22 protein-coding genes are annotated in these 23,595 nt (G+C 70.7%); 3 read left to right on the forward strand and 19 right to left on the reverse strand.

Annotated elements, in window-relative coordinates; translation table 11 throughout:
- Positions 1-20 precede the first annotated feature (20 nt).
- The 7 genes from R0232_RS18350 to R0232_RS18380 form a co-directional block, all read right to left on the reverse strand.
- Positions 21-1,067 (reverse strand): FecR family protein, encoded by a 1,047-nt coding sequence (locus R0232_RS18350; RefSeq protein ID WP_431508986.1) that lies wholly within the window; start codon positions 1,065-1,067, stop codon positions 21-23.
- Positions 1,068-1,155: 88 nt separating this feature from the next.
- Positions 1,156-1,659 carry an RNA polymerase sigma factor gene (locus tag R0232_RS18355; protein WP_296782652.1) on the reverse strand — a complete coding sequence of 168 codons (504 nt, stop codon included), beginning with the start codon at positions 1,657-1,659 and terminating at the stop codon, positions 1,156-1,158.
- Between the two features lie 140 nt (positions 1,660-1,799).
- Positions 1,800-2,627, reverse strand: a complete 828-nt coding sequence (locus tag R0232_RS18360) for an amidohydrolase family protein (RefSeq protein WP_431508987.1) — start codon at positions 2,625-2,627, stop codon at positions 1,800-1,802.
- A 27-nt stretch (positions 2,628-2,654) separates the two neighbouring features.
- The gene (locus R0232_RS18365; RefSeq protein ID WP_431508988.1) at positions 2,655-3,656 is read right to left on the reverse strand and encodes a hydroxyacid dehydrogenase; all 1,002 of its coding nucleotides are present in this window, start codon (positions 3,654-3,656) and stop codon (positions 2,655-2,657) included.
- Positions 3,657-3,687: 31 nt separating this feature from the next.
- Complete coding sequence (locus R0232_RS18370) at positions 3,688-4,728, reverse strand: LacI family DNA-binding transcriptional regulator (protein ID WP_208508577.1); 1,041 nt, start codon at positions 4,726-4,728, stop codon at positions 3,688-3,690.
- Positions 4,729-4,777: 49 nt separating this feature from the next.
- Positions 4,778-6,733 carry a TRAP transporter large permease subunit gene (locus tag R0232_RS18375; RefSeq protein ID WP_431508989.1) on the reverse strand — a complete coding sequence of 652 codons (1,956 nt, stop codon included), beginning with the start codon at positions 6,731-6,733 and terminating at the stop codon, positions 4,778-4,780.
- A 4-nt stretch (positions 6,734-6,737) separates the two neighbouring features.
- Positions 6,738-7,778 (reverse strand): TRAP transporter substrate-binding protein, encoded by a 1,041-nt coding sequence (locus tag R0232_RS18380; protein ID WP_431508990.1) that lies wholly within the window; start codon positions 7,776-7,778, stop codon positions 6,738-6,740.
- Positions 7,779-8,232: 454 nt separating this feature from the next.
- Between R0232_RS18380 and R0232_RS18385 the strand changes: the two genes are divergently transcribed.
- Complete coding sequence (locus tag R0232_RS18385; protein ID WP_431508991.1) at positions 8,233-8,766, forward strand: HD domain-containing protein; 534 nt, start codon at positions 8,233-8,235, stop codon at positions 8,764-8,766.
- On the opposite strand, the gene R0232_RS18390 is transcribed toward R0232_RS18385, so the two are convergent.
- Positions 8,726-9,634 carry a helix-turn-helix domain-containing protein gene (locus R0232_RS18390; RefSeq protein WP_431508992.1) on the reverse strand — a complete coding sequence of 303 codons (909 nt, stop codon included), beginning with the start codon at positions 9,632-9,634 and terminating at the stop codon, positions 8,726-8,728. The two genes, R0232_RS18385 and R0232_RS18390, sit on opposite strands and share 41 nt — an antisense overlap.
- Positions 9,635-9,759: 125 nt before the next feature.
- Between R0232_RS18390 and R0232_RS18395 the strand changes: the two genes are divergently transcribed.
- Positions 9,760-10,578 (forward strand): alpha/beta fold hydrolase, encoded by an 819-nt coding sequence (locus R0232_RS18395; protein ID WP_431508993.1) that lies wholly within the window; start codon positions 9,760-9,762, stop codon positions 10,576-10,578.
- Here the strand turns inward: R0232_RS18395 and R0232_RS18400 are convergent.
- The 10 genes from R0232_RS18400 to R0232_RS18445 all read right to left on the reverse strand — a co-directional run bounded on the left by R0232_RS18400 (position 10,566) and on the right by R0232_RS18445 (position 21,723).
- A complete protein-coding gene (locus tag R0232_RS18400) occupies positions 10,566-12,173 on the reverse strand; it encodes an MFS transporter (protein ID WP_431508994.1) in 1,608 nt (535 codons plus the stop codon). The two genes, R0232_RS18395 and R0232_RS18400, sit on opposite strands and share 13 nt — an antisense overlap.
- Positions 12,174-12,306: 133 nt before the next feature.
- A complete protein-coding gene (locus R0232_RS18405) occupies positions 12,307-12,942 on the reverse strand; it encodes a PqiC family protein (protein ID WP_431508995.1) in 636 nt (211 codons plus the stop codon).
- Positions 12,939-14,591, reverse strand: a complete 1,653-nt coding sequence (locus tag R0232_RS18410) for an intermembrane transport protein PqiB (protein WP_431508996.1) — start codon at positions 14,589-14,591, stop codon at positions 12,939-12,941. The genes R0232_RS18405 and R0232_RS18410 overlap by 4 nt, the downstream gene beginning before the upstream one ends.
- Positions 14,588-15,316, reverse strand: a complete 729-nt coding sequence (locus R0232_RS18415) for a paraquat-inducible protein A (protein ID WP_431508997.1) — start codon at positions 15,314-15,316, stop codon at positions 14,588-14,590. Before R0232_RS18415 ends, R0232_RS18410 begins: the two co-directional genes overlap by 4 nt.
- Positions 15,313-15,951 carry a paraquat-inducible protein A gene (locus R0232_RS18420; protein WP_431508998.1) on the reverse strand — a complete coding sequence of 213 codons (639 nt, stop codon included), beginning with the start codon at positions 15,949-15,951 and terminating at the stop codon, positions 15,313-15,315. Before R0232_RS18420 ends, R0232_RS18415 begins: the two co-directional genes overlap by 4 nt.
- Positions 15,952-15,971: 20 nt before the next feature.
- The gene (locus R0232_RS18425; protein WP_431508999.1) at positions 15,972-17,411 is read right to left on the reverse strand and encodes an MFS transporter; all 1,440 of its coding nucleotides are present in this window, start codon (positions 17,409-17,411) and stop codon (positions 15,972-15,974) included.
- Positions 17,411-18,628 (reverse strand): multidrug effflux MFS transporter, encoded by a 1,218-nt coding sequence (locus R0232_RS18430; RefSeq protein ID WP_208512690.1) that lies wholly within the window; start codon positions 18,626-18,628, stop codon positions 17,411-17,413. The genes R0232_RS18425 and R0232_RS18430 overlap by 1 nt, the downstream gene beginning before the upstream one ends.
- Before the next feature lie 70 nt (positions 18,629-18,698).
- Positions 18,699-19,994, reverse strand: a complete 1,296-nt coding sequence (locus tag R0232_RS18435) for an LLM class flavin-dependent oxidoreductase (protein ID WP_431512905.1) — start codon at positions 19,992-19,994, stop codon at positions 18,699-18,701.
- 32 nt (positions 19,995-20,026) lie between these two features.
- A complete protein-coding gene (locus R0232_RS18440; RefSeq protein WP_431509000.1) occupies positions 20,027-20,896 on the reverse strand; it encodes a CmcJ/NvfI family oxidoreductase in 870 nt (289 codons plus the stop codon).
- A 17-nt stretch (positions 20,897-20,913) separates the two neighbouring features.
- Complete coding sequence (locus R0232_RS18445) at positions 20,914-21,723, reverse strand: SDR family NAD(P)-dependent oxidoreductase (RefSeq protein ID WP_431509001.1); 810 nt, start codon at positions 21,721-21,723, stop codon at positions 20,914-20,916.
- A gap of 281 nt (positions 21,724-22,004) precedes the next feature.
- On the opposite strand from R0232_RS18445, the gene R0232_RS18450 reads away from it, so the two are divergent.
- Positions 22,005-23,303 carry an MFS transporter gene (locus R0232_RS18450; protein ID WP_431509002.1) on the forward strand — a complete coding sequence of 433 codons (1,299 nt, stop codon included), beginning with the start codon at positions 22,005-22,007 and terminating at the stop codon, positions 23,301-23,303.
- Between the two features lie 6 nt (positions 23,304-23,309).
- On the opposite strand, the gene R0232_RS18455 is transcribed toward R0232_RS18450, so the two are convergent.
- Positions 23,310-23,549, reverse strand: coding sequence for a hypothetical protein (locus tag R0232_RS18455; protein ID WP_296782680.1), 240 nt, complete (start codon positions 23,547-23,549; stop codon positions 23,310-23,312).
- Positions 23,550-23,595 lie beyond the last annotated feature (46 nt).

The following is a 23,595-nucleotide window of genomic DNA, read 5'->3' on the forward strand; positions in this document are numbered from 1 at the left end:
CGGGCCGCGGCGCCTCTTTCTCAGTGCGCGGCGACCAGTTCGGTGACCGCGCCGGCCTGCTTCAGCCGCACCGGCAAGGCGCTCGGCAGCGCGCGGCGCAGGGTGCGCGGATCGCGCGGATCGAAGGTGCCGGTCAGCCGCAGCGCCGCCACGGCCGGATCGTTCACCACCAGGCCGGTGCTGCCGTAGCGCTCGAGCTCGGCCAGCGCGCGCGCCAGCGGCGTGTCGACGAAGCTCAGCCGGTGCTCGCGCCAGGGCGCGATGCCCTCGCCCGGCACCGCCGCCACCGGGCCCAGCAGGCCCCGGGCATCGCTCTCGAGCTGCTGGCCGGCGACCAGGAAGACCGCCTCGCGCAGGCTCGCCGCCGAGGGCTCGGCCCAGGCACCGTCCTGCGCGCGGTCGCGCCGCGCCACGCGCACCCGGCCCTCGTCCACCGACACCCGCGTGCCGTCCGCGCCGTCGATTCCCGGCGTGTGGCGCACGGCGAAACGGGTGCCGACCACGCGCACCTCCAGCGGCCCGGCCAGCACCGAGAACGGCCGCTCTGCATCGGACTGCACGGCGAACACCGCCTGCCCCTCGAGCAGCCGCACCTCGCGCCGGTCGCGGAACAGCTGCACCTCGATGCGGGTCGCGGTGTCGAGCCGCAGGCGCGTGCCGTCGGGCAGCGGCAGGTCGAGCTGCTGGCCACGCCGGGTGGCGAAGGCCTGCACGAACACCGGCTGCGCCTGCAGCTCGCGCCAGCCCAGGTAGCCGGCGCCGACGGCCATGCCGGTGGCGGCCAGCGCCAGCGCCGGTTTCATGAAACCGCGCCGCGTGGGCGCGGCAGCGCGGCCCGCGAAGCCTTCGCGCCAGCCGGCCACGGTCGCGGCCGGGATCGCGTCGACGGCCCGCCAGCGCGAGGCCCAGGCACGCCAGGCCTCGGCGCGATGCGGGTCGGCCACCAGCCAGCCCTGGAACTCGCGCTCCTCGCTGGCGCTCCAGCCCTCGCGCTGGCGGCGCACGAACCAGTCGAGCACCTCCTCTCGCAGGCGCGATGCGTCTTCCGGTGATGGCGTCGAATTCATGAGGCGAGGGCGTCCCTGGAGATGGAGACGCACGAACGGGCGTCAACCCTGTAGGACGCGGTCTCTCTTCGGTTCATCGTGGATCCCTTCATTTCCCGCCACGCTCCAGGCAGTCCCAGCAGGCCGCCATCGCGATGCGCAGCTGCATCTCGACCGTGCGCACCGAGATGCCCATGCGCTCGGCGACCTCGGCATACGAGAGCCCGTCGAACTTGTAGAGCACGAAGGCCTCGCGGCAGCGCGGCGGCAAGCCCTCGATGGCGGCGATCATCGCGGCCAGCCCCTGGCTCGAGGCCAGCGCCGCATCGGGCTCGAAGCTCGCGGGGCCCATGCAGTCGTCGGGCTCGCCCAGGCCGTCCTCGGTCTCGGCGTCCGCCAGCCCGGCGCGCACGCTGCTGCGCCGGTGATGGTCGGTGACGAGGTTGCGCGCGACCCGGTAGAGCAGCGCCCGCGGATCGCGCACCACGCTGCCCGCGCGCTGCGCCTCGTAGACGCGCGCATAGCTCTCCTGCGCGAGGTCGGCCGCGGTGGCGCGGTCCGGCACCTTGCGGGACAGGAAGTTCAGCAGTTCGCGGTAATAGCGTTCGAACACGGGCGCGCCGGCACCGGCAAGGGTGGGTCGAAGTCCAGGAGGCAGGTTGGCTTCGACGCGGCGTGGCTGACCTGAGGCGGTTCAAGAAGACGGGAGCGCCGATTATGGCGGGCTTCGGATCCGCCCTCCCCGGGCCCGCGTCAGGCCTTGAACCCGTACAGCGCGGCCGGGTTGTCGACCAGGATGCGCCGGCGCGTGTCCTCGCTCGCGGCCCACGAGAACAGCAGGTCGTACAGCGGCGCGCTCTCGGGGCGCGGATCGCGTCCCGGGTGCGGCCAGTTGCTGGCCCACAGGCAGCGCTCGGGAAAGGTCTCGGCCAGCGTGCGCGCGAGCAGGCTCACGTCGTCGTAGCCGGGCGCGCCACTCTTCGAGGTCTCGTAGGGCTCCGAGAGCTTGATCCACACGCGGCCGGCATCGATCACGCGCAGCAGCGACTGGAACGAGGGATGGCTGGGCGCCACCGGTTCCAGGAACTTGCCGTTGTGGTCGAGCACCAGCCGGCACGGCAGCTTCCTGAGCACCTCCTCGTGCTCGGGCATGGTGCGGCCGTCGAGCTGCAGGTTGATCATCCAGTCGGCATCGGCCATGCGCGCGGCCATGCCCGGCAGCGACTCCCAGCCCAGCACGCCGCCGATCATCATGTAGCGCACGCCGCGCATGCCGCCCGCATGCAGACGCGCGATCTCGGCGTCGGGCGCGTCGGGCGCCAGCAGCGCGATGCCGCGCGCCGCCTCGCCGAACTGCGCCAGCGCATCGAGGGTACAGCGGTTGTCGAAGCCGTAGCCCGTGGGCTGCACCACCACCGCGCGCTCGATGCCCAGTGGTTGCTGCACCTGCTCGCGGTAGGCCGACACCGGCGAGTGCGGCGGCACCCAGGCGACGTTCGGGATCAGCGGGAAGCGGTCTTCGTAGATGTGGACATGGCAGTCGCAGGCGCCGGCATAGCGCGCGTTCCGGGTCGGTTCCATGGGGGCTCTCGGTGGATGGGAATGGGATCAGGCTGGCACGCCGAAGGCCTGGCGCCAGCGATGGGCTTCGGTGGCATTCACCGCGCCCTTCGGCATGCGGCCCTGGAAGATCTCGGCCAGTTGCGACACGGTTTCCATCGCCTGGTGCTCGACCGCGGGCGGCGTGAGGCCGCCGATGTGCGGCGTGGCGATCGCGCGCGGATGGCGCGCCACCGCGGGCGACGGCATCTGGTCGGGCGCGCGGCCCACGTCGAGCGCGCAGCCCGCGATCGTGCCGGCATCGAGTGCCGCGACCAGCGCGTCCTCGTCGACGAGGTTGCCGCGCGCGGCATTGATGAAGAAGGCACCGGGCTGCATGGCCGCGAAGGCGGCGGCGTTCATGAGGTTCTCGGTGTCTTCGGTGGCCGCCGCGAGGCAGACCACGAAGTCGGATTGGGCGAGCAGCTCGCCGAAGCCGGCCTGCGCGATGCCGGGCTGCGCCACCACCGCGAAGGGATCGTGCACCACCACGCGCATGCTGAGCGCCTGCGCCACGGTGCAGAGGTAGCGTGAGATTTGCCCATAGCCGATCACGCCGAGCGTGGCGCCGCGCAGCTCGCGGCCCATGGCGGGCGGCACCGGCAGGCCCGCGTGGTAGAGCGCGGTCGAGGCGCTGATGCCGCGCGCGAGGTCGATCATCGCGCCCACGATCCATTCGGACACCGAGGCGATGAAGCCCGCGCTGGCCTGCGTCACCAGTACGCCGTGGCGGCTCGCGGCCGCCAGGTCGATGTTGCGGATGTCGATGGCGCAGCGCACGAAGGCCTGCAGCTTGGGCAGCGCGGCGAACAGCGCCTCGTCGCCCACGGTCTGGCGGTAGGAGACGATGGCGTCGCAGTCGCGCGCCAGTTCGGCGATCTCGTGCGACGAGAGATCGCGGTCCTCGGGGTTGAAGCGCACCTGCGCGAAGGCGCGCAGCGCGTTGCTCGCGCGTTCGCCGAAGTAGTGGGCGAGCTTGCTCTGGGGATGGCTGACGAAAACCGTGGTCATGGACAAGGCAGGAAGAAAGAAGAAGGCGGCCTCAGCCGCGCGGTGGCGCCACGGAGTCGCGCGCCACCAGCGTGGGCGCGAACAGGAACTCGCCCGCGGGCAGCGCGCCGTCGGCCAGGCGGCTCATCACGCGCTCGACCATCACCTGCGCCATCTCGGGCACCGGCACGCGCACCGAGGTCATCGCGGGGTACATCAGGGTGGAGAGGAACACGTTGTCGATGCCGACCACCGACACGTCGTCGGGCACCGCGAGCCCGGCATCGCGAAAGCCCGCCATCAGGCCGTAGGCCAGCAGGTCGTTGACGCCGACCACGCCGGTGGGCCGCTCGGGCAGCTGCGCGAGCTGGCTGGCCTGGGTGCGGCCCAGCTCGCTCATCATCGAGTCGCCGTACTCGTCGACCGGCAGGCCCTCGACCACGCGCGCGCTGCCCTCGAGGCCGGCTGCGCGCGCGGCCGCGAGAAAGCCCTGGATCTTCTCGTTGCGGCTCATGGTGCGCCCCGAGGGCGTGACGAAGGCCAGCCGCCGGTGGCCCCGTTCGATCAGGTGCGCGGTGGCGATGCGCGAGGACTCGAAGCTGTCGACCGTGACGTGGTCGATCACCGAGGCCTCGCCGGGCGTGGCGCGCCGGTCGTAGCTCACCACCACCAGGCCGCGCTCGGCCGCGGCCTCGACGTGCTGCTCGTCGATCAGTGACGAGATGATGATCACGCCGCGCACGCCATGCGCCATCAGGTCCTCGAAGAAGCGCGCCTCGCGTTCCTTCTCGCGGTAGGTGTTGCCGATCATGATGCGAAAGCCATAGCGCTCCTGCGCCAGCGTCTCGACCTCGCGCGCGATGAAGCCGTACATCGGGTTGGCCATCGACGGCACCAGCAGGCCGATCAGCGGCGTGTGCCCGGTCTTGAGCTGCCGCGCCGAGGTGTTGGGCCGGTACTTGAGGTCGCGGATGGCGTCCTGCACCCGCTCGAGGGTGGCGGCCGCCATGCGGTCCACGCGGCCGTTCAACACGTTCGACACGGTGCTGGTCGAAACACCCGCCCGCTGGGCGACATCGCTGATTCTGCTCACGGTTTTCGGGGTCCTTTCGGGTTCATCGCGGTCCTGCAGTCGTGCGTCGTCACAGCCCCATGCGCGTGGGCAGCCAGACCGAGAAGGCCGGCACCAGCACCAGCAGCACCAGGGTGACGAACAGCACCGCGAGGTATTTCATCATCGGCCGCGCCACGTCCTTCACCTGGGTGCCGGTGATGGCGCAGGTGGCGAACAGCCCCAGCCCCACCGGCGGCGCGAACAGTCCGAAGCCCATGGCGATGACCATCACGGTGCCGAAGTGCAGCGGATTGACGCCCAGCTGCGCCGCGATCGGTGTCAGCAACGGCCCGAAGATGATGAGCGCGGGCGCGCCCTCGAGGATGGCGCCGAACACGATCATGATCAGCACCGAGAGCATCACGAACATGGTGCTGCCCCATGCGTGCGCGAACTCGATCATGAACGACGACAGGTACTGCGGGATCTGCTGGATTGTCAGCGCGAACGAGAGGCTGGACGCGGCCGCCACGATGAACAGGATGCTGCCCGCCATCGAGGCCGAGCGCACGAACAGCCGCGCCACCGACGACCAGGTGAGCTCGCGGAAGGCCAGCCAGCCCACCACCAGCGCATAGACCACGGCGAAGGACGAGACCTCGGTCGAGGTCGCGACGCCCGAGGTCACGCCCTTGCCGATCATCGCCACCATCACCAGCGCGACCAGCGCGCCGCCGAGCAGGCGGAACATGGGCGTGCGCACGTCGAAGGCCTGGTCGGGGTCGATGCGCGCACCGACGTAGATGGTGACCGCGGCCAGCGAGAGCGCGAGCACCACGGCGGGCACGAGGCCGGCCATGAACAGCCCGGCGATCGAGATGTTGGCGACGAAGCCCATGATGATCATGTTGATGCACGGCGGGATGGTCTCGGCCATCACGGCGGTGCAGGCCAGCAGGCCCGCGGTCTCGTTCGGGTCCTGTTTCGTCTTGCGCACGGCCGGCATGATGATGCCGCCGACCGCGGCGATGTCGGCCAGCTTGGAGCCCGAGACGCCCGAGAAGAAGGCGGTGGCCGTGATGGTGATCAGGCCCAGGCCGCCGCGCACGCGCCCGAACATGCGCAGCAGCAGTTCGATCAGCCGCGAGGACATGCCGTTGGATTCCATCAGCAGGCCGGCCAGCACGAAGAAGGGAATGGCGAGCAGCACGTAGTGGTCGGTGCCGGCCATCACCTGCTGCGAATAGACCAGCATCGGCAGCGAGGGATCGGCCATGAAGAACACCAGTGACGAGAGCGCGAGCACGAAGGCGATCGGCACGCCGAGCATCAGGCCGCCGAGGAAGCCGGCGGTCAGCAGCATCCAGGGCGCGATGGCGTGGCCGGGCACGAAGGCGTTCCAGCCCACGACGGCGGCGGTGAGCGCGATGCCGACGGCCAGGGTGCTCCACACGCGCCGGGCCGGTCCGTTGACGGCGTTGGCGAGGCCGAAGAGCGTCATGAACAGGCTGCCGATGACCACCGGGTAGACGTAGATCCATTGCGGCAGGCCGATCGGGGTGGTCATGTTGTAGGCGTCGAGCAGCAGCTCCCACGACGAGGCGAGCAGGCTGGCCGAGACGCCGACCACGATCCAGTTGCCGAACTGGATCAGCGCGGGCTGCCAGCGCGCGGGCAGCAGGCCGCGGAACAGGTCGACGCCCACGTGCTGGCTGCGCGCGAGCACGGTGGCGGCGCCGAAGAAGACCTGGATCACCATCAGCGCGCGCGCGACCTCCTCGGCCCAGTCGAAGGGATCGTGCAGGAAGTAGCGGAACACGACCGAGACGAAGACGATGAGAACATCGATCGCGAGCACGACGCCGGCCACGTTCTCCATGGCGCGCGTGAGCCAGGCGAGGCCGCGGCCCGCGGGGTGGGCGGTGCTGAAGCCCAGGGCGCGCGGATCGTGGCCGTGGCCCGCGGCCGGCAGCGGTGCAAGCGGCGGCAGGGGCGGCAGGACGGCGGGCGTGACCGGGGCCATCGGGGGCAGGACGCTGGACATGCGGTCAGGCGCGGGCGGCGTTGATGGCGGCGAACAGCGGCCCGGTTTCGGGGTACTGCTTGGCGAAGGCCGACCAGAGCCTGGCCTCCATCTCCTTGCGCACCTGGTCGCGCTCGTTCTTCGCCATCGGCGTGAAGCTCAGGCCCAGCTTCTTCAGTTCCTCGATGGCACTCTGCCCTTTCTCGGCGCCGATCTGGCGCTGCTGCGCGGTCGATTCGGCCGCGGCCTTGAGGAAGGCCGGGCGCAGGTCGGCCGGAATGCGGTCCATGGCGCGGCGCCCGGCGATGCAGACCATGGGGCTGAACAGGTGCTCGGTCATCCAGCAGTGCTTGACGACCTCATTGAGCTTGCTCGCGAGCACGGTGGCGGCATCGTGCTCGAAGCCGTCGACGACGCCGGTCTGCGCGGCCATGTAGAGCTCGCCGAAGGAGATGGGCGTGGGGATGGCGCCCATGATCTTGAAGGTCTCGATGAAGGCGGGCGTGGGCAGCACGCGCAGCTTGACGTTCTTCACCTCGGCCAGGGACTTCACGGGCTGCTTGGTGTAGACGTTGCGCGCACCGTAGTGCTGGCCCCAGGTGATGACCTGGCAGCCGGTGCTCTTGACGAGCATGTCGTTGAGCTTGGCGCCGACGCCGCCGTCGAGGGCCTTGGCGACGTGCTCGTAGCTGTCGAACAGGTAGCCGAGGTCGAGCATGCCGAACTGCGGCGTGACGGTGGCCCAGATCGAGGAGCCGGTGAGCATCATGTCGATGGAGCCGACCTTGACCTGCTGCACGACGTCGCTTTCCTTGCCGAGTTGGTTGTTGGGAAAGTAGTCGATTCGGATGCGCTCGCCGACGGCCTTCTTGAGGTTGACCTGCATGAGCTGATTCCACGCGAAGTGCGAGGAGTTGAGGTCGGCGACGTGCGAGGACGACAGGCGCAGCGCGACGGTCTTGTCCTGCGCGGCGACGAAGGGCGTGAATCCCGTGCCGGCGGCCGCCATCGCGAGCGGCAGGGCCGACGATGACTGGACGAAGCGGCGGCGTGAAATCGAGGTCATGGCTTGTCTCCTGTGGGGTCGAACGCCCGTTTTGTGGAACGATTTACTGTATCGATACACCAACTAGTCTGCAATGTCGTTTCGGTAGGTGTTTTCCTTCGTAAACGGCGGTTTTTTGGGGCGCTGGGGGCGCGTGCACAGGACAGCGGGTACTTCCCTCCGCGAATGTCCCCCGCCCTTCGGGCTCCTCCTTTATTTCGCTGCGGGAAGCACCCACTGCCCTGAGCACGAGGGCGCTGCGGTGGTGCCGGCGGTACAACGACCGTCGTGTCCAGGCTCACGCCGATGGGGTACTCCCCGCAGCGAAATAAAGGAGGAGCCGAAGGCGGGGGACATTCGCGGAGGGGAGTACCCCGTCGGCGTGAGCCCGTCCCCGTCGCATCTCCACGTCCCGCACGACAACGCGCCCTCCACGCCATTGCCACAGAACACACGACCCGCTAGGGTTGTCCGCATGACCCCAGAGACCTTCCCCGACGCCGCGAGAAGCTACGCCATCCAGATGCACGGCGACCAGAAGTACGGCGTGCATCCCTACGTCCATCACCTCGACGCAGTGGTCGCGCTGCTGCGGCCCTATGGGGAACAGGCGCAGGTCGTGGGCTACCTGCACGACGTGGTCGAGGACACCGAGGCCACCGTGGCCGACGTCGCCGAACGCTTCGGCACCCTGGTGGCCGGCTGCGTGGCGCTGCTGAGCGACGCGCCCGGTGCCAACCGCAAGGAGCGCAAGGCGCGGACCTATGCGGCCATGTCGCATGTGAAGGGCGAACAGGAACTCGCGCTGACCGTGAAGGCGGCCGACCGGCTGGCCAACGTGCGCGCCTGCGTCGCCGATGGCCATCGCGACCTGTGGGAGACCTACCGCGGCGAGCACGCCGCCTTCAAGGCCGCCGCCTACCGGGCCGGCCAGTGCGATCCGCTCTGGGCCGAGCTCGACACCCTGCTCAGCGACGCCGCAGCGCCTGCGCGTAGGCCGACGGCGTGAGGCCCAGCTCGCGCCGGAACGCGCGCGAGAAACCCGAGGCGCTCGCGAACTGCAGGCGCCACGCGATCGCCTCGATGCTCTCCTGGCCCGCGGCCAGCAACGACTTCGCGAGCTCGAGCCGCAGGCTGCCCAGATATTGATGCGGCGTGCGGCCCGTCGAGGCCTTGAACGCACGCACGAAATGGAAACGGCTCAGGCAGGCTTCGCGCGCAATGTCCTCGAGCGACAGCGCGCGTTCCACATGGGCCTGCAGATAGGCCTGCACGCGCGCCAGCCGCGCGGGCGACAGGCCTCGGCCCGCCGTGGCGGGACTGGCCGCCGGCGCGCCCGTGTGTCGCTGCCCGATGCGCGCCAGCAGCACATGGCCCAGCGTGTCGAGCAGCAGTTCGCCGCCGCTGCTTTCCTGCCGCAGCTCCTGCGCCATCGCCAGCCCGATCTGCGCCACCAGCGGATCGGCCAGCCCGCCCGCATAGGGCCAGTCGGCCAGCGCCGTGCGGGCCGCGAAGTCCGGGTCGAGCCCGCCACCCACGTAGAAGTGCAGCAGCTCCACGCCCTCCCCCTGCAGCCGCAGATGGTCGACCGGCACCCCGCCCGGGCAGATGCAGAAGCGGCCCGGCTGCGCCTCGAAGCGCTGCTCGGCCTCGCCGTCCGCGCGCCGCGACACCCGGCCATGGCCCGCGATGCCGATCGCCACCTCGGTCACCGGCTGCACGAAGCCGGGCGCGTCGACCGCCGCGTGCCGGCGGATCTCGGCGCCGAAACCGCGCCAGGGCCGCGCGAACGAATCGGCGAGCGCGAGGCTGCCGGCCGCCGCGTACTTGGCGCCGTAGCTGGACGATGCGGCAGGAAGAGCGGTCGCGTGGTTCACTGAGCAATCCCGGACAAGAACAGAGCAAGCGCGGAATCCTACGAACGGCGGGCCGCCGGTACAACCTCGCAGACCCCGACGCGGCGTCGCGGCCCCATCCCATCGATCACCTCGGAGACATCCCCATGCCCTTCCTGTCCCTGCCCTTCCATCGCCTGCGCTACGAAGACACCGGCGGCCACAAGCCCGCGCTGGTGTTCTGCCACAGCTTCGGCATGCGCGCCGAGATGTTCGCGCCGCAGTTGCGCCACTTCGCGGCCACGCACCGCTGCATCGTCTGGGACCAGCGTGCCCACGGCGAGAGCGCGGCCGAGCATCCCTTCGGCTTCTGGGACTCGGCGCGCGACCTGCTCGCGCTGCTCGACCACCTGGGCATCGACCGCGCGGCCATCGCCGGCACCAGCCAGGGCGGCTTCGTCGCGCTGCGTGCCGCGCTGCTCGCGCCTTCGCGCATCGCCAGCGTGGCGGTGTTCGGTTCCTCGATCGATGCCGAATCCGAGGCCACGCGCGAGGCCTACCGCGCCCTGGTCGCCGAGGTGCAGGCCTCGTCCTTCGAGGCGCCGCCGCTGCAGGCGATCGAGGCCATGGCCCATGTCTGCTTCGGCCCGGACTTCGACGCCGGTGCCTGGAAGCGTTCCTGGCAGTCGTGGAACCCGGTGCAGTGGCAGCTGGCCTTCGACGCGCTGGCCGGCCGCGATGCCATCGCGCCCTTGGTGGGCGCGCTGCGCATGCCGGTGCTGGTGATGCACGGCACGCGCGACAACGCCTACCCGATCGAGGTCGGCCGCCGCATCGCCGCGGCCATCGCGCAGGCGCGCTGCGTCGAGGTCGAGGGCGGGCAGCACTTCCTGAGCATCACCGATCCCGACGTGGTGAACCGCACGCTGGCCGCCTTCCTGGCCGAGCATGCGCAGCGCGTGCCCGAGCGGCTTCAGTCGGCCTGAACGGTGTCCTGAACGGCGCCCTTGCCGCCGATCATGCGCCACGCACTGGCCGCGCTGAGCAGCGCCAGCCCGGCGCTCAGCAGCATCACCCAGCGGAAGCCCGCCACGAAGGCTTCGGCCACCGCGCGCCGCAGGGCCTCGGCCGTGGCCGCATCCACGCCCGGCGGCATGGCGGCGCCGGCAAGCTTGGCGCGCTCGCCTTCGAAGAAGGCCGTCACCTGCGCCGAGGCGCCCACGGCCTGCAGGTGCTCGGCCAGCGCGGCGTCGAAGGCCCAGGCCATGATCGCGCCGAAGACCGCGATGGCCAGCACCGCGGCCGCGCGCGAGACCGCGTTGTTCACGCCCGAGGCCACGCCCGCGAGCTCGGGGCCGACCGCGTTCATCACGGTGGTGGTGAGCGGCGCCACGGTCACCGTCATGCCCAGGCCCAGCACCACCACGGCCGGCAGGAAGCCGCTCCAGTAGCTCGCGCCCACGCCGGGCAGCGCGAACAGCGCGAAGCCCACGGCCGCGATCGCGGGCCCGATCACCAGCGGCAGCCGCGGCCCGAAGCGGTCGACCAGCTGGCCGGCCCAGCCCGAGAGCGCGAACATGATGAGGATGAAGGGCAGCAGCGCCGCGCCGGCCGCCGTGGCCGACCAGCCCTGCACCTGGATCAGGTTGAGCGGGAAGAAATAGAGCCCGCCGCCGAGCGCCGCATAGAGCAGCAGGGTCAGCAGGTTGGCGCCGCTGAAGTTGCCGATGCGCAGCAGCGAGAGCGGCAGCATCGGCGCGCGCACGCGGCGCTCGACGGCGACGAAGCCCGCGCTGCCCGCGATGCCGATGGCCAGCGCCGCGAGCACGGCCGTCGAGGTCCAGCCCTGCGTGGGCGCCTCGATGAACGCATAGACGATGCCGCCGAGCCCGGCCGTGGCCAGCAGCGCGCCCCAGGGATCGAGGCCGCCGCCGGCCGAGGCGCCGCGGCTCTCGGGCACGTGGTGCCAGCAGATCCACAGCACCAGCAGCGCCATCGGCACGTTGACCAGGAAGGCCCAGGTCCACGAGAAATGATCGACCAGGAAGCCGCCGAGCACCGGCCCCACGGCGGCCGTGATGCCGCTGAAGCCCGACCAGGTGCCGATGGCCTTGCCGCGCTGCTTCTCGGGAAAGGCCGCGCTGATCAGCGCCAGGCTGCCCGGCACCAGCAGCGCGCCGCCGATGCCCTGCACCGCGCGCGCGGCGATCAGCTGCTGCACGCTGGCCGCGAGCGCGCAGGCCACCGACGAGAGCGCGAAGACCGCGACGCCGATCGCGAACACGCGGCGCCGTCCGAAGTGGTCGCCGAGCGCGCCGCCCACCAGCAGCAGCGCGGCCAGCAGCAAGGCATAGGACTCGACCACCCACTGCGCCTGGAAGGCGGTGGCGCGCAGGTCGGCCTGGATCGCGGGCAGCGCGACGTTGACGACGGTGCCGTCGATGAAGGCCATGCTCGAGCCGACGATGGCCGCGGCCAGCACCCAGGGCCTGGAGGCTTCGGGACAGGTCGTTTCCTCGGCGCCGGCGCGGCCGTGCCGGATCAGCGTGTCATCGCCGGGCGTCTTGCCGATCTGTGCCATCGAGGGTCTCCGCTTCGTTGGGGTCTCGTCGAATCGCGAGCTTCACCGACTTCCGCTCCCCTGCCACGACCCGCTGGGGAGAGCAGGCCCTCCCACCGTGCGCCCTGTCCTGCGCCGCCTCGGAGCGACTCGCTCAGAGCGCGCAGGCGGTCGCCGACGGATTGGCGCGCGCCGCGGCCACGCTGCGCGCCATCGCCGCGGCCACGGCGGCGGTCACGCGCTGGGCGCCCTGCGCCACCGCGTCCAAGCCGGTGCCCACCGGTTCGCCGGCCTCGAAGCTGCACACCAGCGTGCGCGGCTCGTCGGCGCGCCGCAGGGTCCAGTTGAAGGCCGCTTCGACACGGCCGCCGTCGACCGCGTCGAACTGCTTGAGCTGCGCCGCGATGCGCCACACCGGCTGCACGTTGGGGCGGCCGCCCTTGCTGACGTCGAGCGCGCCCAGGCGCGTGGCGATGCCGCTGGCCAGCGCGTCGCGCAGCTCGTTCTCGAACGACGAGGCCCAGCGGTGCTGCTCGAGCACCTCGACCTGCACGCTGCCGCCGGGCTTGCGCACCACCATCTGCGGCCGGGCCAGCCGTTCGGGCACGGCCACGGGCGCGAGCTCGATGGCCAGCGGCACGGTGCCGCTGGCGGCGGGCGCGGCGATCTGGTCCGCGGGCACGCTGCTCGCAAGGGTGTAGTAGCTGTCGGGCTTGCTCGCGCAGCCCGCGGCGAGCGTGGCCAGCACGGCGATGCCGGCGAGAAGGGTTCGGCTGTGCGTCTTCGTCATTTCTTGTCGTCCGGTTTGCCGCGCAGCAGCGATTCGGGATGGCGTTCGAGGTAGTCGGTCAGCACGCGCACCGAACCGGCGGCGCGCGTGAGCTCCTGCAGCATCTGGCGCGTGTCCTGCTGCAGCGGCGAGTCGTCGGCCAGCGTGCGCTCGGCCGAGTTCACGGTCTTGCGCACGTCCTTCATGGCCGCGGCCAGCTCGGGCGTCACGTCGTTGTTGATGCGGCTCACCGTCTGCTCGGTGGCGGTCAGCGTCTTGTTGAGCGTGGCCAGCGTGGTGCGCAGGTCCTGCGCGATCTGCTCGTAGGGCACCTTGTTGAGCTTGCTCGCGATCTCCTGCACCTGCGACTGGATCTCGTCGAGGCTGTTGGCCATGGTCGGCAGCTCGATCGGGCTCTTCGTCAGGTCGATCTTCGCGGGCGGCGCCTTCGGGAAGAAGTCGAGCGCGACATAGACCGAGCCCGTGATCAGGTTGCCGTTGCGCAACTGCGCGCGCAGGCCCTTCTCGGTGAGGAAGCGCAGGCGCTCCTGCTGCGAGAAGCGCGGTTCCTTCTCGTTCGTGCGATCGACGCTGCGGCGGCGCAGCCGGTCGGGATAGATCTGCACCAGCACCGGCATGCGGAACTCGCGCTCGGCGCGGTCGAACTCGACGCCGATCGACTTGACCTCGCCGATCACCACGCCGCGGAAGTCGACCGGCGCGCCCGGCACCAGGCCGCGCAGCGACTGGTTGAAGTACATCAGCAGGGTCTGCGAGGGGCCGTCGGGCTCCTTCATCGCGGTGACCTCGTCGGGCGCGAGCATGAAGGCGGTGTTCTCCTTCGCGAGCGGGCCCATGGCGTCTTCGGGCGCCTGGAACGCGATGCCGCCGAGCAGGATGGTCGCGAGCGACTGGGTGCGCAGCGTGAAGCCGCTGGCGCTGAGCTGCGCATCGATGCCGCTGGCCTGCCAGAAGCGCGTGTTGACGCCCACGAACTTGTCGTAGGGCGCGTTGACGAACACGCGCAGCGTCACGCCGCGGCCGTCGCCGTCGAGTTCGTAGGCCGCCACCTGCCCCACCTTGATGCGGCGGAAGTACACGGGCGAGCCGACGTCGAGCGAGCCGATGTCGGCGGCGCGCAGCAGGAACTGCTGGCCCGAGTCGTCGCGCGTGACGATGGGCGGCGTCTCCAGGCCCTTGAATTCGCCCGAGGTCTCCTTCGACACGCCGGCGTCGGCGCCGATGTAGGCGCCCGACAGCAGCGTGTTCAGGCCCGAGATGCCCGAGGTGTCGAGCCGCGGCCGCACGACCCAGAAGCGCGAGTCTTCCGAGGTGAAGCCCTCGGCCTCCTTGTTGAGCTGCACCAGCACGCGCACGTGCGAGCGGTCGCGCGCCAGCCGCAGGCTCTGCACCAGGCCGATCTGCACGTCCTTGTACTTGACGGCGGTCTTGCCGGCCTCCAGGCCCTCGGCGGTCTTGAAGGTCAGCACGATCTCGGGGCCGCGCTCCATCAGGATGCGCGCCACCAGCATCACGCCGACCAGCGCGGCCACGATCGGGATCAGCCAGATCAGCGAGGGCAGCCACTCGCGGCGGCGCTTGACCTGCGGCCTCGGCAATGGCGGCGCGGACGGCGCCGGTCGGTCTTGCGGTTGTTCTTCTTCACTCATGCTGCTTGTTCTTCCCTGTTCTCGAAATTCTCTTGCACGGCCTGTGCCTGCCGGCTGTCCCAGGTGAGCTTCGGATCGAAACTCAGCGAGGCCAGCATGGTCAGCACCACCACCGAGCCGAAGGCCGCGATGCCCACGCCCGCGGTGATCACCGCGAAGCCCTGGATCTGCACCAGCCCGGTCAACAGCGACACCACGAACACGTCGAGCATCGACCAGCGGCCGATGATCTCGATGATGTGATAGAGCTTGGCCCGCTCGTGCTGCCGCCAGGTGCTGCCGCGCTGCGCCATCACCACGAGCAGGAACAGCACCGCCAGCTTGAACAGCGGCACCAGGAAGCTCGCGATGAAGACGATGGCCGCGAGCCCGTAGGCGCCCGAGACCCAGAAATAGATCACCCCGCTGAGGATGGTGTCGTACTGCGCGCCGAACAGCGTGCGCGTGATCATCACCGGCAGCAGGTTGGCCGGGATGTACATGATGCAGGCCGCGATCAGGAAGGCCCAGGTGCGCGTGAGGCTCTGCGGCTTGCGCGTGTGCAGGTGCGTGCCGCAGCGCCCGCAGGCCTCGCCCTCCTGCGCGTCCCGCCAGACGGCCGCGCAGTGCGGGCAGGCCAGCAGGCCCAGCGAGGCGGCGGTGACGACCGGCGCGTCGGCGTGCGGCTCGTGCCCGGCAGGCTCCGGCTCGGGCGGGCGCGCGCGGCGCAGCGAAGGGAACTTCATGCGGAAGCCCTCTCCTCGTCCTCGTCGCCGGCGGCGCGGAAGGTCATCTCCCAGAACGCGCCCGGGTTGAACGACAGCACCGCCGTCAGCGTGACCGTGAGCGCCACGAAGGCCCACAGCGCGGGCCCGGGCACCACCGTCGCCATGCTCGAGAGCTTGACCACGGCCACCAGCACGCCGAGCAGGAACACCTCGATCATTCCCCAGGGCCGCAGCGACTGCATCAGCCGCACCAGGATCGCGAAACCCAGCGGGCGATGCTCGCGCCGCAGCGGGATCAGCAGGTAGACCAGGATGCACAGCTGCAGCAGCGGGAACAGGATGGTGGTGGCCAGCACCAGCAGCGCCACCACCGACATGCCCTCGGACCCGAGCACCACCACCGCGCCGGCCAGCGTGGTCTGGCTGCGCAGGCCCTGCAGCTCGATCTCGACGATCGGGAACAGGTTGGCGATCGCGAACATGATGAGGCTGGTCACGGTCAGCGGCAGGATGCGGCTTTCCTGCGCGCCCGGATGGCGGCCGATCTCGGTGCCGCAGCGCGCGCAATGGGCGACCTCGCGCGGCTGCAGTTCGGCGCGGGCATAGACCGCGTCGCAGCCCGGGCATACCACCGTGTCAGGTACTTCCTTCATGGGGCCGTACCCTAACCTATTCAGCCCGCGTGTCCCGTCGTCCTGAGCCGCAAGCTGCTGAAGATTGCGGCGATACCGGCACAACAGCCGGCCAGCACCAGCGCCACCACCGGCCCGTGGCCGCCGTGCGGGCTCCAGATGCTGAAGACGCCGGCCAGCACCACCGCGCCCAGGGTCTGGCCCGTGAGCCGCGCCGTGCCGAGCATGCCGCTGGCTGCACCGCTTCGGTGCGCGGGCGGCGAGGTCACGATGGTGTGGTTGTTCGGCGACTGGAACAGCCCGAAGCCCAGCCCGCACAGCGCCATGCGCCAGGCGATGTCGGCATTGACCGGATGCGCCGGCAGCAGCGCCAGCGAGAACAGGCCGGCAGCCATCAGCCCCAGGCCGATGCCGCCGAGCAGGCCGTCGGGATAGCGGCCGATCAGGCGGCCGGCCAGCGGCGCCATCGCCACGATCGCCAGCGGCCAGGCCGTGATCAGCAGGCCGGCCTCGAAATGGCTGCGGCCGTAGACGTCGAGCAGCAGGAACGGCAGCGCGATGTAGGCCAGCATCTGGGCGCAGAAGGCCGCCACCGAGGTGCCCATGGAGAGCGCGAACACCGGGATGCGCAGCAGGTCGATCGGGAACAGCGGCACCGCCAGCGAGCGCTGCCGGCGCAGGTAGACGAAGCCCACCGCCACGCCGGCCAGCAGCGTGAGCCAGGCGCTCAGCGGCGGGCCGCCCGCCTCCACCCCGCCCTCGCGCACGCCCAGGCGGTCGACGCCGAGGAACACCAGCGAGAACATCAGCACGTTGAGCGTCACGTCGACCGGCGAGAAGCGCAGGCCCGCGGCCGGCGCCACGCGGTTGAAGGGCAGCGCCTTCATGCCGAGCGCGAAGGTGACGATGCCCAGCGGCACGTTGATGGCGAACAGCCACGGCCACGAGGCCACCGACAGGATCGCCGCCGCCACCGAGGGCCCGGCCACCGAGGAGGTGGCGACCACCAGCGAGTTGATCGCCATGCCCTTGCCGAGCTGCGAGGACGGATAGGTCAGCCGCACCAGCGCCGCGTTCACGCTCATGATGCCGGCCGCGCCCAGGCCCTGGAAGGCGCGCGCGGCGATCAGCGTGGTCAGCGAGTTGGCGAAGGTGGCGGCCGCCGAGGACAGCGTGAACACCGCCATGCCCACCAGGTAGACGCGGCGGTAGCCGACCAGGTCGCCCAGCGAGGCCAGCGGCAGCAGCATCACGAGGATGGCGATCTGGTAGGCGTTGACCACCCAGATCGACTGCGAGGCGCTGGCGTTGAGTTCGCGCGCGATGCCAGGCAGCGCGAGGTTGACGATGGTGCCGTCGAGCACCGAGACGATCAGCCCGAGGATGATGACCAGCATCGACCAGCGCCGCGCGGGCTGATCGAGGCCGTCGATGACGCGCGCGCCGCCCTCGGTGCCCACGCTGGCCGCCACGCTGCTCATCAGGCCTCCTGCACCCGACGCGCCGGTTGCGTGCCGCGGTCGCCGCCCAGCGTGAGCCAGGTCAGCACGCCGGCGATCAGCGCGCCCGCGGCCATGCCGGTCACCATCGGCAGCGGGCCGCCGTCTGTGAAGGCCCCCACCACCGCCATCGCCACCGCGCCGGTCAGCATCTGCAGCGTGCCCAGCAGCGCCGAGGCGGTGCCGGCGATGGCGCCGTGCATCTCGAGCGCCAGCACGCCGGTGGTCGGGATCACGAAGCCCATGAAGCCCGAGGCGATGAAGTACAGCACGATCATCACCCACAGGCTGTCGCCGCCCATGGCGTAGTAGGCGAACATGGCGACCATCGCCACGCCGCAGCCGGCCACGCCGAACTTCACCAGCCGCGCCAGGCCGAAGCGCTCGCCGAGCGCGCCGTTGAACTGCGAGGCGCCGAAGAAGGCGGCGGCGTTCACGCCGAAGGCCACGCTGTAGAGCGCGGGCGACAGGCCGTAGTGGTCGATCATCACGAACGAGGAGTTCGCGAGGTAGGTGAAGAAGCCCGCCATCGCGAAGCTGCCGATGAACACCAGGCCGAGGTAGTGGCGGTCGCGCAGCAGCAGCCAGTAGGCCGAAAGCGCGCTGCCGATGCTGCTCTCGACGCGCTCCGAGGCCGGCCGGGTCTCGGCGAGCAAGGTGGCCATCATCGCGAGGCCGGCGACGGCCGCGATGGTGACGGCCCAGAACACGCCGCGCCAGCCAGTGACCGCGATCACGCCGCTGCCCACCAGCGGCGCGAGGATCGGCGAGATGCTGAACACCAGCATCAGCAGCGACATCAGCCGCGCGGCATCGGTGCCGGTGTGCAGGTCGCGCACCACCGCGCGCGGGATCGCCATGCCGGCCGCGGCGCCCAGGCCCTGGATGAAGCGCAGCGCGATCAGGGTCTGGATGTCGGTCGCCAGCGCGCAGCCCACGCTGGCGATCGCGAACACCGCGAGGCCCGCGTACAGCGGCGGCTTGCGGCCCACCATGTCGGAGACCGGCCCGTACAGCAGCTGGCCCGCGCCCAGCGAGATGAAGAAGGCCGTGAGGCTCATCTGGACCGCGCCGATGTCGGCGCGCAGGCTCTGGCCGATGGCCGGCAGGGCCGGCAGGTACATGTCGATGGCGAAGGGACCGATGGCGGAGAGCAGGCCCAGCAGCAGGGCCATGCGGAAGAAGGGAGAGGAACGCATTGGGGCGATTGTCGCCAATGCGCCGCCCGCGCGCCGGCGGCGCGCCCAGTGTCCCCTCGCCCCGGCCCCGCTAATCTTGCGAAAAGAAACGGTTGACCGGCCGCGGCAGGCCCAGGTTCTCGCGCAGGGTACGACCTTCGTATTCCTGCCTGAAGATGCCACGGCGCTGCAGTTCGGGCACCACGCGGTCGACGAAGGCATCGAGCCCGCCGGGCAGCCAGGGGAACATCACGTTGAAGCCGTCCGAGCCCTCGCTCTCGAGCCATTCCTGCATCTCGTCGGCGATGCTCTGGGCGGTCCCGACGAAGGCCAGGCCGCCATAGCCGCCCAAGCGCTGCGCGAGCTGGCGCACCGTGAGGTTCTCGCGCCGGGCCAGCTCGATCACGCGCTCGCGCCCGCTCTGGCTCGCGTTGGTGGGCGGCACCTCGGGCAGCGGGCCGTCGGGGTCGAAGCTGGAGGCGTCGTGGCCCAGCGCGATCGACAGCGAGGCGATCGCGCTGTCGTAGTGCACCAGGCTGTCGAGCTTGGCGCGGATCGCCTTCGCCTCGTCGACCGTGTCGGCCACGATGGTGAAGGCGCCCGGCAGGATCTTGAGATGCTCGGGATCGCGCCCGAGCTTGCGCATGCGCGACTTGACGTCGGCATAGAAGGCGCGCGCGTTCGCCAGCGTGCCCGGTGCCGCGAAGATCAGCTCGGCCGTCTCGGCCGCGAGCTGGCGTCCGGCCTCCGAGGCGCCGGCCTGCACGATCACCGGCCAGCCCTGCACCGGCCGCGCGATGTGCAGCGGCCCGCGCACCGACAGGTGCTCGCCCTTGTGGCCCAGCACGTGCAGCTTGGCCGGATCGAAGAAGCGGCCGCTGTCGACGTCGCGCACGAAAGCGTCGTCGGCCCAGCTGTCCCACAGGCCGGTCACCACGTCGTAGAACTCGCGCGCGCGGTCGTAGCGCGCGTCGTGCTCCATGTGGTCCTCGCGGCCGAAGTTCAGCGCCGCGTCGGGGTTCGAGGTGGTCACGATGTTCCAGCCCGCGCGGCCGCCGCTCAGGTGGTCGAGCGAGGCGAAGCGGCGCGCGATGTGGAACGGTTCGTCGAAGGTGGTCGAGGCGGTGGCGATCAGCCCCAGGTACTGCGTGTGCTGTGCCAGCGCCGACAGCAGGGTGAAGGGCTCGAACGAGGTGGCCGTGTGGCTGCGCTGCAAGGCCTCGATCGGCATGTTGAGCAGCGCGAGGTGGTCGGCCATGAAGAAGGCGTCGAAGCGCCCGCGCTCCAGCGTCTGCGCGAGCTGCTTGAGCCGCTCGAAGTTGAAGTTGGCGTCGGGCCAGGCGCCCGGATAGCGCCAGGCGCCGGTATGGATGCTGACCGGGCGCATGAAGGCGCCCAGCCGCAGCTGCTTGCGCGCGCTCACGGCTTGTCCCAGAACACCAGCGCGCGCAGCTCGATGCTGCGGCGTGGCGGCGCCTCGGGCGAGCCGGTCGGGTCCTCGAAGGCCGTGTGGGCCGTGAGCCGCGCCGTGCCGTCCTCGCGCGAATCGAAGATCTTCAGCAGCAGCGCCTCGTCGGGCCGCAGCCGCGGGAACCAGTACCAGCGGTGCTTCGGGTTCCAGGTGAAGGAATAGGTCTCGCCCACCTTGTCGGGGTAGATCAGGTCGCTGGGCACCAGGTCCGAGGGATCGATGGAGCGCGCATCGCACAGCGCGAGCGGCAGCCGCTCCACCGTGGCCAGCGGCCGCCACAGGTTGACGATCGCGAAGCGCTTCGCGAGCCGCTCGGCCGCCTCGTCGGGCGGCAGGTGGTCGGTGACGCGGCGCCGCGCCGAGGCCGGCGTCTGGTCGTCGTGCACGCGGCGCACCGGCTCGCGCAGTTCCGAGGTGCGGCGCGAACCCTGGGCGCTGTCGCGCAGCGTGTGGTCGAACACCACGATCTTCTCGGCCCCGGTCACGTCGCGCAGCAGCGCCTCGGACTCGCGGTAGTAGAGATCGCGGATGGTCGCGTCCTGCGAGAAGTCGGCCAGCACGCTGCGGTGCGCGATCTGGGTGAAGCCGCTGCGGTCGAGCGAGAGCTCGCGCAGCGCCACCAGCGGGCGGCCGTCGCGGATGGCCACGCGCCGCGCCTCGAGCTCGCCCGTGACCCAGGGCGTGCCCGGCGGCGGCTCGAAGGTGTAGCTCGCGGGCCGGCCCTGGCCCGGCTTCAGGTAGTTGAGCTCGGCCTCGACCGATGGCAGGGTGGCGATGAGCGGATGCTCGTGCGGACTGAATGGCGATGCGGAACTCATGCGCTCCTCGTTCTGAATCAGAAGGGTTCCTTGAACGGCCGCAGGTCGAGTTCCTGCGTCCAGGCGCTGCGATGCTGGGCATGCAGCTGCCAGTAGCTCTCGGCGATGGCATCGAGCTGCAGCAGCCCGTCCTCGCCAGCCTGCGCCGCGCGCTGGGGCGCCCCGCTGCGCAGCCGCTCGCCGTCGATGCCGCCGTCGATCACGACATGGGCGACATGGATGCCCTGCGGCCCGAACTCGCGCGCCAGGCTCTGGCTCAGCGAACGCAGCCCGGCCTTGGCGGCCGCGAAGGCCGCGAACGGCGGCTTGCCGCGCAGCGCGGCGGTGGCGCCCGTGAACAGCAGGCTGCCGCGCCCCGCGGGCGTGGCGCCGTCGAAGGGGTTGGCCAGCAGGCCGCGCAGCGCCTCGCGCGCGAACACGAAGCCGCCGAGCGTGCTGGTGCGCCAGGCCTGGGTGAACTGCTCGACCGAGATCTCGAGCGTGGGCGCGCGCGCCGCGCTGGAGGCATTGAACACCGCCACCGACAGCGGCCCAAGCGCGCGCACGCGCTGGCCGACGCCGTGCACCTCGGCCTCGCTCGCCACGTCGGCCGCGAAGGCATGGGCCGTGCCGCCCGCGGCCGCGATCTCGGCGGCCACGGCCTCGAGCTGCTGCGGCGTGCGGCCGGTCAGCGCGACGACCAGGCCCTCGTGAGCGAAGCGCCGCGCGAGCGCGGCACCGAGGCCCGCGCTCGCACCGACGCCCGCAATCCAGGCGACGGCGGGACCCCGGGAGGCGGTGGGTTCGGCGGGGGAGGAAGACGGGGAGGAAGCGGCGTTCGTGGACATCGGGGCGGGTCGCAAAGCGTGGATCGTCACGAAGGCTATACCCGCGCCCCGGGGGCCGGAACGATGGAAAAGCGATAACCATATGCGCGAACCGGTCGAGTCCCGGGCCCGATGCAGGCCGGCCGCGGAAGGTGCACAAGCGCCCTGCCCCGTGCTTTCCCGCCTCGGTCATTTCCGTGTCAGGAATGCCGGCCCGGCCGGCCTAACATGGTCCGGCGGCCGGCGACGGCCGCGGCTTTCCTCAACGCCTCCCATATCACACACACAACAGGAGACAACACGTGAATCCGATCGAGCAGAGAACCATCTCGAAGATGAGCTGGCGGCTGTTGCCGCTGCTCATGGTCAGCTATTTCATCGCCTACCTCGACCGCGTGAACCTCGGCTTCGCGGGCGCCGCCATGTCGAAGGACCTGGGCTTCAGCGCGGCCGTGTTCGGCAGCGCGGCCGGCATCTTCTTCATTGCCTACTTCCTGTTCGAGGTGCCGAGCAACATGGCGCTCGAGCGCTTCGGCGCGCGCCGCTGGATCGCGCGGATCATGTTCAGCTGGGGCATCCTGTCGGCGGCCCAGGCCTGGGTCGGCGGCTCGACCAGCTTCAACGTCGTGCGCTTCCTGCTCGGCATCGCCGAGGCCGGCTTCTTCCCCGGCGTCATCTTCTACATCACGCTGTGGTTCCCCTCGGCCTACCGCGCGCGCATCGTCGGCTGGTTCATGTTCGCGATCCCGATCTCCACCGTGATCGGCTCGCCGATCTCGGGCTTCATCCTCAACATGGACGGGATGGGCGGCATGCACGGCTGGCAGTGGCTGTTCATCCTCGAGGCGATCCCCTCGCTGATCCTGACCTTCTTCGTGCTGTTCTACCTGCCCGACGGTCCGAAGGACGCGAAGTGGCTCACGAACGAGGAGCGCACGTGGCTGCAGGGCACGCTCGATGCCGAGCGGCGCAACCGCGAGTCGATCAACCAGATCTCGTGGAAGCAGTCGCTGCTGAACCCGCGCGTGATCGGCCTGGGCTTCGTCTACATGGGCATCACGGTGCCGCTGTACGGCCTGAGCTTCTTCCTGCCGCAGATCATCAAGGGCTTCGGCGGGCTGGGCAACGTGGAGATCGGCTTCATCAACGCCTTCCCCTACCTGGTGGGTGCGATCGCGATGCTGTTCTGGACCCGCGCCTCCGATGCGCGCAAGGAACGCAAGTGGTTCCTGCTGATCCCGCTGGCCTGCATCTTCGTCGGCCTGGTGCTGGCGGCCGAGACCAGCGCGCCGGTGCCGAAGATGGCGGCCGTGACGCTCGCGGCCTTCGGCATCTTCAGCGCCCTGCCGACCTTCTGGACCCTGCCCACCGCGATGCTCAGCGGCACCGCCGCGGCCGCGGGCATCGCCTGGATCAACTCGATCGGCAACCTCGGCGGCTACATCGGCCCGACCATCTTCGGCACGCTCAAGGACCGCATGGGCAACGACATCTACGCGGTGATCTTCCTCGCGCTGCTGGCGGCCGTGGCCTTCGTGCTGGTGCTGATCATCGGCCACGACGCGCGCACCGAGCAGGCCGCGGCGCCCGGACGGGCCTGAGACCGTTCAGGCGCCAGCGCGCAGTTCCGCGCCGGCCAGCCGCGTCGCTTCCGCGGCCTTGGCGGTCTCGAGCTGGTGCCAGGCCTCCCAGCACTCCTTCGAGCAGCAGGGCCACCAGCCCAGCGGCCCGACCACCGCCACCTCGCCACAGCCGTTGCCGCACCAGCGCAGCACGAAGGACTTGGAGCGGCGGCGCGGCGCGGCGGGTGGCTGCAGGGATTCGAACGGGGAATGACCGGGGTGCATGGGCGGGGCTTTCTTCGCTGTCTTCGAGAGGCCGGAACGGGTCCGA

Source organism: Variovorax sp. DAIF25, from assembly GCF_050711835.1.
Classification (GTDB): Bacteria; Pseudomonadota; Gammaproteobacteria; order Burkholderiales; family Burkholderiaceae_C; genus Variovorax.

What these genes read in the sequence shown, in the direction of transcription:
- R0232_RS18455 (WP_296782680.1), bottom strand. Translation starts at nt 23,549, where the DNA reads ATGCACCCCGGTCATTCCCCGTTCGAATCCCTGCAGCCACCCGCCGCG.
- R0232_RS18385 (WP_431508991.1), top strand. Translation starts at nt 8,233, where the DNA reads ATGACCCCAGAGACCTTCCCCGACGCCGCGAGAAGCTACGCCATCCAG.
- R0232_RS18360 (WP_431508987.1), bottom strand. Translation starts at nt 2,627, where the DNA reads ATGGAACCGACCCGGAACGCGCGCTATGCCGGCGCCTGCGACTGCCAT.
- R0232_RS18420 (WP_431508998.1), bottom strand. Translation starts at nt 15,951, where the DNA reads ATGAAGGAAGTACCTGACACGGTGGTATGCCCGGGCTGCGACGCGGTC.
- R0232_RS18445 (WP_431509001.1), bottom strand. Translation starts at nt 21,723, where the DNA reads ATGTCCACGAACGCCGCTTCCTCCCCGTCTTCCTCCCCCGCCGAACCC.
- R0232_RS18375 (WP_431508989.1), bottom strand. Translation starts at nt 6,733, where the DNA reads ATGTCCAGCGTCCTGCCCCCGATGGCCCCGGTCACGCCCGCCGTCCTG.
- R0232_RS18440 (WP_431509000.1), bottom strand. Translation starts at nt 20,896, where the DNA reads ATGAGTTCCGCATCGCCATTCAGTCCGCACGAGCATCCGCTCATCGCC.
- R0232_RS18350 (WP_431508986.1), bottom strand. Translation starts at nt 1,067, where the DNA reads ATGAATTCGACGCCATCACCGGAAGACGCATCGCGCCTGCGAGAGGAG.
- R0232_RS18400 (WP_431508994.1), bottom strand. Translation starts at nt 12,173, where the DNA reads ATGGCACAGATCGGCAAGACGCCCGGCGATGACACGCTGATCCGGCAC.
- R0232_RS18380 (WP_431508990.1), bottom strand. Translation starts at nt 7,778, where the DNA reads ATGACCTCGATTTCACGCCGCCGCTTCGTCCAGTCATCGTCGGCCCTG.
- R0232_RS18430 (WP_208512690.1), bottom strand. Translation starts at nt 18,628, where the DNA reads ATGCGTTCCTCTCCCTTCTTCCGCATGGCCCTGCTGCTGGGCCTGCTC.
- R0232_RS18395 (WP_431508993.1), top strand. Translation starts at nt 9,760, where the DNA reads ATGCCCTTCCTGTCCCTGCCCTTCCATCGCCTGCGCTACGAAGACACC.
- R0232_RS18405 (WP_431508995.1), bottom strand. Translation starts at nt 12,942, where the DNA reads ATGACGAAGACGCACAGCCGAACCCTTCTCGCCGGCATCGCCGTGCTG.
- R0232_RS18410 (WP_431508996.1), bottom strand. Translation starts at nt 14,591, where the DNA reads ATGAGTGAAGAAGAACAACCGCAAGACCGACCGGCGCCGTCCGCGCCG.
- R0232_RS18435 (WP_431512905.1), bottom strand. Translation starts at nt 19,994, where the DNA reads ATGCGCCCGGTCAGCATCCATACCGGCGCCTGGCGCTATCCGGGCGCC.
- R0232_RS18365 (WP_431508988.1), bottom strand. Translation starts at nt 3,656, where the DNA reads ATGACCACGGTTTTCGTCAGCCATCCCCAGAGCAAGCTCGCCCACTAC.
- R0232_RS18425 (WP_431508999.1), bottom strand. Translation starts at nt 17,411, where the DNA reads ATGAGCAGCGTGGCGGCCAGCGTGGGCACCGAGGGCGGCGCGCGCGTC.
- R0232_RS18415 (WP_431508997.1), bottom strand. Translation starts at nt 15,316, where the DNA reads ATGAAGTTCCCTTCGCTGCGCCGCGCGCGCCCGCCCGAGCCGGAGCCT.